This window comes from Sphaerisporangium sp. NBC_01403, assembly GCF_045040145.1.
Taxonomy (GTDB): domain Bacteria; phylum Actinomycetota; class Actinomycetes; order Streptosporangiales; family Streptosporangiaceae; genus Sphaerisporangium; species Sphaerisporangium viridialbum.
Genome location: NZ_CP109534.1, coordinates 8,577,848 through 8,589,671, shown reverse-complemented (window position 1 = coordinate 8,589,671; position 11,824 = coordinate 8,577,848). Strand labels below are relative to the sequence as shown.

The 11,824-nt window shown below is 68.5% G+C and carries 11 protein-coding genes and 1 tRNA gene; 4 read left to right on the top strand and 8 right to left on the bottom strand.

What is annotated here, in order from left to right; genetic code table 11:
- Positions 1-100: 100 nt before the first annotated feature.
- A complete protein-coding gene (locus OG589_RS38640; protein WP_114029663.1) occupies positions 101-397 on the bottom strand; it encodes a WhiB family transcriptional regulator in 297 nt (98 codons plus the stop codon).
- Positions 398-666: 269 nt separating this feature from the next.
- Between OG589_RS38640 and OG589_RS38635 the strand changes: the two genes are divergently transcribed.
- On the top strand, positions 667-2,946 hold the full coding sequence (locus OG589_RS38635) for a transglycosylase domain-containing protein (RefSeq protein WP_405143493.1): 2,280 nt from the start codon (positions 667-669) through the stop codon (positions 2,944-2,946).
- 238 nt (positions 2,947-3,184) lie between these two features.
- Here the strand turns inward: OG589_RS38635 and OG589_RS38630 are convergent, their stop codons facing one another.
- Complete coding sequence (locus tag OG589_RS38630) at positions 3,185-3,640, bottom strand: GatB/YqeY domain-containing protein (RefSeq protein WP_405143491.1); 456 nt, start codon at positions 3,638-3,640, stop codon at positions 3,185-3,187.
- 176 nt (positions 3,641-3,816) lie between these two features.
- On the opposite strand from OG589_RS38630, the gene OG589_RS38625 reads away from it, so the two are divergent.
- Together OG589_RS38625 and OG589_RS38620 are read left to right on the top strand one after the other, a co-directional pair.
- On the top strand, positions 3,817-4,722 hold the full coding sequence (locus OG589_RS38625; RefSeq protein ID WP_405143489.1) for a metallophosphoesterase: 906 nt from the start codon (positions 3,817-3,819) through the stop codon (positions 4,720-4,722).
- Between the two features lie 121 nt (positions 4,723-4,843).
- A tRNA-Pro gene (locus OG589_RS38620) sits at positions 4,844-4,917 on the top strand.
- A gap of 181 nt (positions 4,918-5,098) precedes the next feature.
- On the opposite strand, the gene OG589_RS38615 is transcribed toward OG589_RS38620, so the two are convergent.
- Complete coding sequence (locus tag OG589_RS38615; RefSeq protein ID WP_405143487.1) at positions 5,099-5,431, bottom strand: winged helix-turn-helix domain-containing protein; 333 nt, start codon at positions 5,429-5,431, stop codon at positions 5,099-5,101.
- Positions 5,431-5,904 carry a hypothetical protein gene (locus OG589_RS38610; RefSeq protein ID WP_405143485.1) on the bottom strand — a complete coding sequence of 158 codons (474 nt, stop codon included), beginning with the start codon at positions 5,902-5,904 and terminating at the stop codon, positions 5,431-5,433. The genes OG589_RS38615 and OG589_RS38610 overlap by 1 nt, the downstream gene beginning before the upstream one ends.
- Before the next feature lie 166 nt (positions 5,905-6,070).
- On the opposite strand from OG589_RS38610, the gene OG589_RS38605 reads away from it, so the two are divergent.
- On the top strand, positions 6,071-6,208 hold the full coding sequence (locus OG589_RS38605; protein ID WP_405143483.1) for a hypothetical protein: 138 nt from the start codon (positions 6,071-6,073) through the stop codon (positions 6,206-6,208).
- On the opposite strand, the gene OG589_RS38600 is transcribed toward OG589_RS38605, so the two are convergent.
- From OG589_RS38600 to OG589_RS38585, 4 genes are read right to left on the bottom strand one after another with little or no spacing between them, the layout of a single operon-like run.
- Complete coding sequence (locus tag OG589_RS38600; protein ID WP_405143481.1) at positions 6,209-8,017, bottom strand: dipeptide ABC transporter ATP-binding protein; 1,809 nt, start codon at positions 8,015-8,017, stop codon at positions 6,209-6,211.
- Positions 8,014-8,934 (bottom strand): ABC transporter permease, encoded by a 921-nt coding sequence (locus tag OG589_RS38595; RefSeq protein WP_405143479.1) that lies wholly within the window; start codon positions 8,932-8,934, stop codon positions 8,014-8,016. The genes OG589_RS38600 and OG589_RS38595 overlap by 4 nt, the downstream gene beginning before the upstream one ends.
- Positions 8,931-9,911, bottom strand: a complete 981-nt coding sequence (locus tag OG589_RS38590) for an ABC transporter permease (RefSeq protein WP_405143477.1) — start codon at positions 9,909-9,911, stop codon at positions 8,931-8,933. The genes OG589_RS38595 and OG589_RS38590 overlap by 4 nt, the downstream gene beginning before the upstream one ends.
- Positions 9,912-9,944: 33 nt before the next feature.
- Complete coding sequence (locus OG589_RS38585; RefSeq protein WP_405143475.1) at positions 9,945-11,621, bottom strand: ABC transporter substrate-binding protein; 1,677 nt, start codon at positions 11,619-11,621, stop codon at positions 9,945-9,947.
- Between the last annotated feature and the right edge of the window lie 203 nt (positions 11,622-11,824).

The window sequence follows — 11,824 nt, the reverse complement described above, 5'->3', positions numbered from 1 at the left end:
TCGTGACCGCGTCAACCGATGAACGCGGTCGAGGGGCCCAGGCATGGCCCCTCGCGTCGTGGTACCGGGCATGAGACGGACACCGCCCCAGCCCCTGAACTCAGCCGGCAATCAGCTCGTTGGTCCGCTCGTACTCTTCCTTGGCGACCTCTAGCAGGTCGCGCCAAGACGTCACATCCGGCCGTCGCCTGAGCAGCGCACGCCGCTCACGCTCGGTCATCCCGCCCCACACCCCGAACTCGATGCGATTGTCCAGTGCATCCGCGAGGCATTCGGTACGGACCGGGCATCCTCGGCAGATGAGCTTCGCCCTGTTCTGGGCGGCACCCTGGACGAACAACGCGTCAGGATCCGCGCCCCGACAGGCGGCACGGGAGGTCCAATCCGTGATCCACATTTCGACCCCACTCCCCTATAGGTGGTCAGTCGTCACTTGGCGGCCGACGGGCGCGGGCGTCGAGCCTCCTTATTCAGTTGCCGCAGAGGAGAACGTACGCAACCAGACGTTCGGACCGACAGACCCCGGGCGGGTCAATTTCCCACATGGTCATGTCAGGCCATGTGGCCGGGAATGACTAGTCCTCCCCACCGCGAGTCGCCGACGAGTCAATGCGAAATGGACTTTGAGTACCTATTGAGTCAGCGACTCGGCATACGCTTGGTCTCGTGCAAGCTCAAGGCAAAGCCCACGGGTCGGTGTTCGGGAACCTCCTCCGCCTGATCGGAGCCGCTGTCGCAGCGGGGGTGCTGGCCGCCGCGATCGCGCTGCCGGCCGTGGGCGGAGCCGGCGTGGGGGTCAAGGGTGCCACCGATGTGCTCAACCTGAACCCCGAAGACCTCAAAGAGCCGCCGCTACCCGAGAAGACCGAGATCAAGGATGCCAGCGGCAAGCTGATCGCACAGTTCTACTACCAGAACCGCGAGTCCGTGCCACTGGCCAAGGTAGCGCCGATCATGCGGGACGCGATCATCTCCATCGAGGACTTCCGCTTCTACGAGCACGGCGCCCTCGACCTTGAGGGCTTCGCCCGCGCGATGATGAAGAACTTCCAGTCCGGCGGCGTCGCCCAGGGTGGATCCTCGATCACCCAGCAGTACGTCAAGCAGGTGCTGCTGAACAAGGCGGAGACCGAGGAGGAGAAGCTCGCGGCCATCGCCCCGACGGTCCCCCGCAAGCTCAACGAGCTCCGGTACGCCATGGCCGTCGAGCAGAAGTACACCAAGGACGAAATCCTTGAGCGGTACCTCAACATCGCCTACTTCGGCGCCAGCGCGTACGGCATCCAGGCCGCGTCCAAGCGGTTCTTCGACAAGCCCGCCTCCAAGCTGACCCTCGAAGAGGCGGCCACGCTCGCGGGGGCCGTGCAGAACCCCAACGCGACCGACCCGAACCTCGGCAAGCAGCACAAGGCCGCCCTGCTGGCGCGGCGCAACGTCGTCCTCGACCGGATGGCCGAGCTGCACAAGATCACGCTTGAGGAGGCCGCCACCGCGAAGGCCAAGAAGCTGGTCTACAAGGACATCTCGATCCCCGGTGGTTGCGAGCAGAGCGACTATCCGTACTTCTGCCTGTACGTCCAGCACGAGATCCTGAACGACAAGCAGTTCGGCAAGACCGAGAAGGCCCGCAAGGAGTTCCTCAACCGGGGCGGCCTGGTCATCAAGACCACTCTCGACACCAAGATGCAGAAGGCCGCCGACAAGGCCATCAAGAAGTGGGTCTACGCCTCCGACAAGCCCGTCGCCGCCGAGGCGCTGGTGGAGCCGGGCACCGGTGCCATCAAGGCCATGGCCGCCAGCCGCAAGTTCGGCGGCAGCAAGAAGAAGAACGAGTCCAACTACAACCTGGTCGCCGACGTCGCGCACGGCGGCGGCACCGGCTTCCAGGCGGGTTCGACCTTCAAGGCCTTCACGCTCGCCACGGCGCTGAAGGAAGGCCTGCGGTTCGGCGACGGTCTCGACGCGGGCAGCAGCTTCCAGGCGAGCGGCTACAGCGACTTCAAGAACTGCAAGGGCGAGAACGTCGGCGACCCGAACCACGTCGCGCACAACTCCGAGGGCGGCGGCGGCTTCAAGACCCTCCAGACCGGCACCTGGGGATCGGTCAACACGTTCTTCCTCGGCCTTGAGAAGAAGGTCGGGCTCTGCGACGTCGTCAAGACCGCCAAGGACCTCGGTATCAAGCGCGCCGACGGCGGGAAGCTCCAGGAGGTCGAGACCTTCACCCTCGGCGTCAACGAGATGGACCCCATCACCGTCGCCAGCGCCTACGCCACCTTCGCGGCCCGCGGCAAGTACTGCGAGCCCATGGCGATCACCGCGATCACCGACCGGGACGGCAAGACCACCAACTTCAAGCCCAACTGCAAGCAGACGCTCGACGAGAAGGTCGCCGACGCGGTCAGCGGCATCCTGTCCGGAGTGTTCACCAAGGGCACGATGCGGGGCGTCGGCGGCATCGGCAGGGACGCGGCGGGCAAGACCGGAACGACCGACGGATCCATGACCGCCTGGTTCGCCGGCTACACCCCCGACCTCGCCGCCGCCGTCAGCCTCGGCGACCCCCGCGGCTCGTACACCCACCCGCTGCGCAGTATCACCATCGGCGGCAGCTACTACGGCGAGGTGTTCGGCGCCACGATCTCCGGCCAGATCTGGAAGGCCACGATGCTCAGCGCGCTGAAGGACATCGAGGCCTCGTCCTTCACCCCGCCGGACATGAGCCGCTTCGGTGGCTGCAGCGGCGGCTGCGCGCCCAAGCCCCCGAAGAAGCCGATCGACAACAACGGCAACGCCTACCCCGTCCCGGACGGCAACGGCGGCAACGGTGACAACGGCGGAGGGAACGGCGGCAACGGCGGAGGGAACGGCGGGAACCGCGGCAACGGCAACACCGGACTCGAGCAGGTCACCCCCACCACCGCCCCGAACACCCGCAACGGCTGATCAACGAAGGGCGCCTCCCACAGAGTCATCTGCGGGAGGCGCCCTTTCGCTTGTAAGAACCACCAAGAGCCCAACCCGCGGCAGGACACCTCCCCCACCCCGGCCGCCCCACCCAGCCCCACTCAGGCCAACTCAGCCCCGCAAGGCGCGACACGAACGCCTCAGGCCCCTTCAGCGCCCGTCCAGGCTCGCCCGTTCAGGCCCGCCCGTTCAGGCCCGCTCGCTCAGGCCCGCTCGCTCAGCCCGCGAGACGGGCACGGACGGCCTGGGCCACCCTGCCGCCCTCCGCGCGCCCGGCGACCTTCGGGTTGAGGACCTTCATGACCTGGCCCATGGCCTTCGGACCCTCCGCGCCGCTCTCGGCGATGGCCTCGCCGACGAGCCGGTCCAGCTCCTCGTCGCTCAGCTGGGCGGGAAGGTACTCCTCGAGCACGGCGTGCTCGTCCTGCTCCGCCTGCGCCTGCTCGGCCCGTCCAGCGCCCGCGAACGCCTCGGACGCCTCGCGGCGCTTCTTGGCTTCCCTCGTCAGCACCTTGACGATCTCGTCGTCGGTGAGCTCGCGGGCCGACTTGCCCGCGACCTCCTCGGTGCTGACGGCCGCGAGGGCCATGCGCAGCGTCCGGGTGCGCACCTCGTCACGCGCCTTCATCGACGTCGTGAGGTCGGCCTTCAGCTTGTCCTTCAAAGCACTCATGGTCACCATCTTGCCGTGTCGCCGCAGCCCGATCGCCGTCATCTCCCTTTGACCGGCGTTCCGCTCCCTGGCGACTACGCGTCGAAGAGGACTTCCTCCGTGCTCTGTGGGACCACCAAAGGCCCCGTTCTTCGCGTTGGGAGGCAGCATGCCGTGCCCTCGGGCATCATGAAGGGGTGAGGAAAGCTGCCGCGATACCCCTGTCCTTGCTGGGCCTCGGCGTTGCCGGGATCGGCTACGCCTCGGTCATCGAGCGCAACTGGTTCCGGCTCAGGCGCTTCGACGTGCCGGTCCTTGCGCCGGGGCAGCGGCCCGTGCGCATCCTGCAGATCTCCGACCTGCACCTCACACCCGGGCGCACCCGCCTGATCAACTGGGTCCGCTCGCTGGAGGCGCTCGATCCCGACCTCGTGGTCAACACGGGTGACACCCTGGCCCACCCGGACGCTGTGAGCTCTTACCTGCACGCGGTAGAGCCCCTGCTCTCCCGGCCCGGCCTGTTCGTCTACGGGTCTAACGACCTTTACGCCCCCAAGCCCAAGAACCCCGCCCGCTACCTCTGGCGATCGTCCAAGAGCGACAGGCGCCAGCACATCCCCAACCTCCCGTGGGACGAGCTGGGCGCCGGCATGACCGCCGCGGGCTGGCTCGACATGAACAACACCACCGCGCGGGTCAAGGTGGGAGACCTCGACGTCTTCGTGGGCGGCATCCACGACTCCCACATCAACCGCGACCGGTACGACCAGATCGCCGGGCCCGCTCCCGCCGACGCCGACCTCCGGCTGGGGGTCATGCACTCCCCCGAGCCCAGCAACATGTCGCGCTTCGCCGACGACGGCTACCAGTTGCTCCTGGCGGGGCACACCCACGGCGGCCAGCTGTGCGTCCCCTTCTACGGAGCCCTGGTGACCAACTGCGGCATCGACCGCGCCCGGGTCAAGGGCCTGCACCGCCACGAGTCCGCCTGGCTCCACGTCTCCGCCGGCCTCGGCACCTCTCCCTACGCCCCGGCACGCTTCGCCTGCCCGCCCGAGGCGACCTTGCTCACCCTCGTCCCCCGCCGTCCCACCCGCCCCTGACGTACAACACCGCAGGTTCTCGCAACGCCTGACGCGGCAGGCCCTTTCGCCCCTCCCGGATGACGCGAGCACCACCAAAGTCCGCTAGACTCATGCGAGCACAAGCAAAGCGCCTGTGCACCGGGGTGTAGCGCAGCTTGGCAGCGCGCTTCGTTCGGGACGAAGAGGCCGTGGGTTCAAATCCCGCCACCCCGACCCAGAAGTACCAGCTGAAAGGCCGGTTCCGATCTTCGGAACCGGCCTTCTGCATGTCCTGGGTGACTAGAGACGCTATATGAGCAGTTCGAAGGTCCGTGGCCGTTGCCTGATAAGGAAGAGGTCCCAGACTTAAACGCGTGTCGCAGGCGTGCCAGACGGGACGGTCAACGAGGGGGATTCATGGACCGCTGCCGTCGGGGCGCGCTGTGGGCTTGCCCGGGGCGCTGGCGACCGCGACGATCCGTTCCAGCGCCGCCGCGTGCCGCTGGAACGCGTGCCGTCCTTGCGGGGTGAGTTGTACGGAGGTACGCCGTGCCCGGCTTTGCTGGTCCTTCCGCACCGTGACATACCCGGCCTCGGCCAGCGCCGAAAGCTGCTTGGACAGCGCCGAATCGCTGGTCCCGATCGTGTCCCTCAGGAAGCCGAAGTCCACCCAGTCGGCCGGTGCCAGCAGGGCGACGATCGACAGCCGCGCCGAGACGTGGAGGAACTCGTCGAAGTAAGGGTCCATCAGACGCGTCCCCCGTCGCGCCGCGTGATCGTCTGGAGGGTCCGACGTACTAGCGGCGTCATCGCGACATACGTCGCAGCCGTCGCGGCGGCGGCGAGCGTGCCCTGCGACAGCAGTCCCTGCGCCGGCAGAGCGAACCACGCCCAGGCGGCGATCCGGAAGACGCCGAACAGCAGCATGAGCCCGGCCAACAATCCCGCCCAGAACAGCCACTCCGGGCCGGCGGGCTTCCTGTGGACGAGGGCGCGGTGCTCCTGCACGATCCCCACTCCCACATACAGGCCGAATCCGAGCAACAGGGCGGCGGTGCTCCAAGGGTTCTGGAGGTCAAGGGAGGCCAACCCGACGAAGAGCCCAAGGGCCGCGAGCAGGACGTAGGGACGGGCGAACCTTTGGCGGACGATCTCCTTGCGAGTCCTGTCCTGGAAGCGGCGGATGTCGTCAAGCGAGGACTGGGCGTCGTGAGGGTCCATGGGGCCATCCCTAGTCGATAGGACTACTTTCCTCTAAGGAAACTACCACGGACTTTCCTCATGGGAAAGCAGTTGCCCGAGGTGCTGTCTACAGCAGCCGGATACAGCAACGTCGCCTCACTTGACCACCCGCCACCAGCCCCTACCTACCTCACGAGCAGGGCACATGACCGCCCCGAACAGGTGCCATGCGGAGGCGTGCGGGTCGATCGGGTCTGCGGCCATGACACCCCTCGTGATCGTGGTCCGCCGGATCGAGGTCACCGACGAGGGCGCGCAGACCATGCCGAGCACCCCCCCGTGATCATTCAGCGGACGTGCTGTGGCCTGCCGCCGGCTCGTCCAGTGGGTACCAGCAGGCCACCGCGTGTCGCTCCAGGGACAGCGGCGGCACGTCCTGGTGGCACTGCGTCGGCCGGGCCACCAGGCACCGGTCGTGGAAGGCGCACCCGGCGGGGCGGTCCACAGCGGACGGCGGTTCGCCGGGGAGCAGCACCCGCGCGCGGCGTGCCGTCGGGTCTGATTTGGGCACCGCGTCGATGAGCGCGCGAGTGTAGGGATGCCGGGGATGCGAGAGGATCTCGTGGGCCGGCCCCGTCTCGATCACCCGGCCGAGGTACATGACCCCGATCCGGTCGCAGATCTGGCGCAGGACGGACAGATCGTGGGATACGAGGATGACCGCGACCCCGAGGTCGTCGGCGAGCCGGCGCAGCAGGCTCACGATCTCCCCGCCGGTGGACCTGTCGAGCATCGACACCGGCTCGTCGGCGAGCAGCACCCTCGGCCGCAGGACCAGCGCGCGGGCGATCGCCACCCGCTGCCGCTCGCCCCCGCTGAGTTCGTGGGGCCGCCGCGAGATGTACCTCTCGGCCGGTCTGAGTTCGGCCGCTTCCAGCGCCGCGATGACCCGGCGGTGGACCTCCTCGTCGGTGAGCCGCAGCTGGGCGAGCAGCGGTTCGGCCACCTCACGGTGGACCGTGAGCCGGGGGTTGAGGGATTGGTACGGATCCTGGAAGATCAGCTGCACCTGTGACCGCAGTGCGCGCCAGTCGGGTTTCCCGTCGCCACCGAGCTCCACGTCGCCGACCCGCACGGTGCCCTCGGCGATGTCGGCCAGTCCCACCAGCGCCGAGACGACGGAACTCTTGCCGCAGCCGCTCTCGCCGGCGAGTCCCAGGATCTCTCCTTCGCGTACCAGCATCGAGACGTCGTCGACCGCGGCGACGTACCGGGGGCGCCGCAGTGCGGCCAGCCCTCGGCCGGTCGCGTACCGCACGTGCACCCGGTCGAGACGCACCGCTGCCGGAGCCTCCTCACCTTCGCGGGCTCGCGGCGCCGGGACGGGTTCGTCGTGCAGGAGTCCACGGGTGTACGGGTGGCGGGGCGCGCGGAAGACGGTGCCGACCCGGCCGGACTCGATGGCCTCACCGTCCTTGAGCACGATGACCCGGTCGCAGATCTCCCCGGCCACGCCCAGGTCGTGCGTGACCAACAGCATGGACAGGCCCAGCTCGCGCTTGGCGTCGGCGAGCAGCGCCATGATCCGGTCCTGCACGACCACGTCGAGTCCGGTCGTCGGCTCGTCCGCGATCAGCAGGGTCGGCTGCAGCACCGTGGCCATGGCGATCAACGCGCGTTGCCGCATGCCCCCGCTGTACTGGTGCGGGTAGCCTCCGGACCGGTCCGCCCGGATGCCCACCCGGTCCAGGGCCTCCCGGGCGAGCGCGAACGCCTCATTTCGTGACATGTCGCGATGCGCCCGTACGACCTCGGCGATCTGCCGGTCGACCGGCTGTACGGGGTCGAGGGAGTTCATTGCCGCTTGCGGGACCAGCGCCAGCCGCTCCCACCTGAACCTGCGCAACATCTTCCCGGGGACCGTCGCGAGGTCGGCGCCCTCGAACGTGACCTGGCCCGACACCTGGGCGCCGGGTGGGAGCAGGCGGAGCACCGCCTTGGCCGCGGTGGTCTTGCCGGATCCCGACTCGCCGATCAGGCCGAGCACCTCGCCCGGCGCTATGGAGAAGGAAAGGTCGCGTACTGCCCGCACGGGACCGTTGCGGCTGGGAAACTCCACCCTCAGTCCGCGCACGTCCAGGATCGGGGTCATGACCGCACCTCCAGGTGGCGCCGTTGCAGGGACTCGTGCGCCCGTCCGAGCAGCGAGACGGCGAAGACGAAGAGCATGATGGCCAGCCCCGGGAACAGCGGCCACCACCACGCGCGGTTCATCTCCTGCGAGCTGAACGCGTCGAACATGATCGTGCCCCAGGACACGGCGTTCGTCGGCGCCATGCCGAGGAAGCTGAGGCCCGCCTCCGCCAGCACCGCCTCGGCGACGAGCAGCATTCCGTACAGGATGGCGAGCGAGGCGACGTTCGGGGCGATGTGGACGTACAGGACGCGCCGCCGGGACGCCCCGCCGACGACGGCCGCCTTGACGAACGACCGCTCTTTCAGCGACAGCACCTGCGCACGCACCACCCGCGCGGTCGTGCGCCAGAAGAGTAGGGCGATGGCGAGCACCAGCACGAAGTCCGACCGGCCGAGAATGCCCACCAGCACGATCGCCAGGGGCAGGAAGGGGATCGCGTACGCGGTGTCCGCGATCCGCATGAGCACGCTGTCGACCTTGCCGCCCAGGTAGCCGGCGATCAGGCCGACGTTGAGCCCGATCAGCGCGGTCGCGAGGGCGGCGACCCCGGCGACTGAGAGGGTGCGGCGGGTGCCCCAGATCACCTGGTCGAAGATGTCGCGGCCGAAGTTGGTGGTGCCGAACGGATGCGCGAGGCCCGGTGGCAGCAGCCTCGCCAGCCCCCCGTCCGCGGTGCGAACCCGCTCAAGGGGGCCGTACGGCGCTATCACCGGAGCGAGCAGCGCGGTCAGGAGGAAGACCCCGATGATGGCGATCGCTGCCCGGCCGCTGGGAGTCGACCACAGGTCCCGCCCGACCCTCCGGGCGCCCGTGATCACCTTGTCCCGCCACACGCGCCGCTTGGTCTTCGTCAAGGGATACGGAGTGGTCATGCCAACCTCACACGCGGGTCGAGGTACGCGTAGAGAACGTCGATGACGCCGTTGACGACGACGGCCATCACGGCGGTCAGCAGGAAGACGCCCTGCATCATCGGGTAGTCGAAGTTGTTGACGGCGTCGACGATGGCCCGTCCCATGCCCGGCCAGGAGAAGATGGTCTCGACGATCACCTGGCCGCCGATGATGGTGCCGGTCAGCGCGGGCATCAGGGTGACCACCGGAAGCAGCGCGTTGCGCGCCGCGTGCCGGTAGATGATCCGCGACGGGGACAGGCCCTGTGCCCGGCCGAGGGCGATGAAGTCCTCGCGCAGCACGTCCGCCATCGAGGTGCGCATGGTCAGCAGCGGCTCCGGCATGAAGTAGAGCGTCATGACGAGGAGCGGAAGGGCGAGGTGCCACCAGAAGTCCGGCGAGGCGAACAGTCCCAGGCCGGTGTTCGCGACGCCCCTGCCCGGTGTGGTCATCCCGATCGACGGCACCCAGTTCAGGTGGTAGCTGAACAGCAGCAGCGCGAGCGTCGCCGTCCAGAAGATGGGCGTGGCCCTTCCGACGAAGGCGCCGTTGCGCAGCACGGCGTCGATGGTCCCGCGCCTGGTGGCCGCGGCGACGGCGCCGAGGGCCGACCCGAGCAGCAGGGCCAGCACGATGGCGGGCACGGCCAGGACGGCGGTGTTGAAGAGCTTGTTCAGCAGGATGTCGCCGACCGACTGCTTGTAGTGGAACGAGATGCCGAGGTCACCGCGCGCCAGATTGGCCACATATCGGAGGAACTGAACGACGATCGGCTGGTCCACGCCGTAGCGGGCCCGCAGCATGGCGGCCACGGACGGGTCGAGGTCAGGCCCGACCACCGCCGCGCTGGGGTCCCCCGGCACCGCGCGGAACAGCATGAAGGTCAACGGCACGAGGATCACGATGGTCGCCAGCATCCGCGCGACCCGTCTCAGCGAGAATCGCAGCAGCGTCATGGCGCCTCCTTCCGTATCACCTGAATCACCTGGTCAGGTGGGCACGTTGTTGTCACGGAGGCGCTTGTCGTCGCGCGTGGCCGGGAAGTAGAGGACGCCCCGGCGGTCGAACACGTATCCCGCCTCCCGCAGCTCCCGCATCGCGGCCCGCATGTCGTACGGGAACGGCTGGAGCGACGGGTCATGCCACTTCGTCAGCGAAGCGGCGATCGGCGACCCGGCGGGCTTGCCCTGCCCGTCGAGGACCACGTCGATGATGTCGCGCACCGGGATGAGGAACGACAGCGCGCGCCGGAAGTGCCGGTCGTCGAACGGCTCCTTGCGCATGTTGTAGTGCAGGCCGGCCCAGCCGAAGCTCTCGTCGGACACCACCGTGATCCCGCTCTTGCCCCGCACCGAAGCGAGCTGGGCGACGCCCTGCACGTCGCCGAGCATGTCGAGATCGCCTTGGGCGAGCCCGCCGACCTCCGCGTCGAGGCTGCCCAGCACGATCATCACCAGGCCGTCGACCTTGGGTGCCGAGAAGTGCTCCTTGTTCGCGGTGAACCGGATCTCCGCGCCCAGTTTGCGACCGGCGAGGACGAAGGGCCCGGATCCGACAGGGGCGTCGTTGGAGAACTTCGCCGGTTGGGCCACCTTCTTCCACACGTGCTCGGGCAAGATGGGCAGCTGGGTCAGCACCGTGGGCACGAAGCTCGGCGACGGCTTGGCGAGGGTGATCTCGACCGAGTCGCCGGTCGCCCGCACGTCACGCACGGCGGCCAGCTTCTGGGCGAACAGCGGGGACTTCTTGTCGATCATGTATCTGACGGTGAACGCCACATCGGCGGCGGTGACCGGGTGCCCGTCGCTGAACCGCATGCCGGGCCGTAGCTTGGCGATCACCCGGGCGCCGTCGACCTTCACCGACTCGGCCGCCCAGTCGCGCAACTCACCTTCCGGGCCGATACGCACCAGGCTGTCGTAGATGTGCGACAGGAGTAACTGCGCCGCGGGCGACTCCAGGGCGACCGGATTGAGGGTCAGCGGCTCGGAGATCGTGCCGACCACCAGGGTGCGCTTGGCCGTCTTCGGAGTGGCTCCGATGGAGTTCCAGATGTTGAAGACCGGGTAGCCCAACGCGTGCTGGACACCGTCCCACCGGTCCGACCGGTACGCCCCGCCCACCACGGGGTGGGCGAACGGCCGGGCGGGCTGATGCTCGTACAGCAGCTTCTGCGCCTTCCGCACCGCGGCGACCCGCTCGTCCTCGTTCATCGCGAGCTGCTGAGCCTGGTACAACGCGTCGTAGTCTGCGTTGCGATAGCCGGACAGGTTCCAGCCGGAGACCCCGGCACGGGCGGAGGCGAACTTCGACAGGATGTTGTCGGGGTCGAGCCGGTCCGGCATCGGGCCGTAGACCAGCAGGGCCGCGTCGAAGTCCTTGCGGGTGAACGCGCGCCGACCCACCTCGGAGCCGCGTACCGCGAGCAGCTCGGCGGGGATGCCGGCCCGCTGCCAGGACTCCACGATCAGGCGCGCCTCCTCGAACCAGCGCGGATCCTCCGCGGCGGTCTTGGTGAGCAGCTGGATGGTCGGCACCGGGGTACGTCCGGTGACGTCGGCGACGACCGCACGGTACGCGGCCGCATCGGAATCGCCGCCGGCGTGGCCATTATCGCCGCACGCCGAAATCGTCAGCATGAGGGCGACGGCCATGCCGGCGCTCAATATTCTTTCCTGTGAACGCACACTTCTCCTCGTATGACTGATCGGGGGGAAGACTTCATTAGGGGGCGATCGAGCACAGCGCCGAAAACGGCCGGCCGCACGCCGGGGACGCTCTCGGCACGAGACCGAGAGCGTGGTGAAGCGAGTCGCCGGCTCATTTCCCGTCGCGTGGGTCGCGACGCCCGGCATCGGATTCGGAGGGG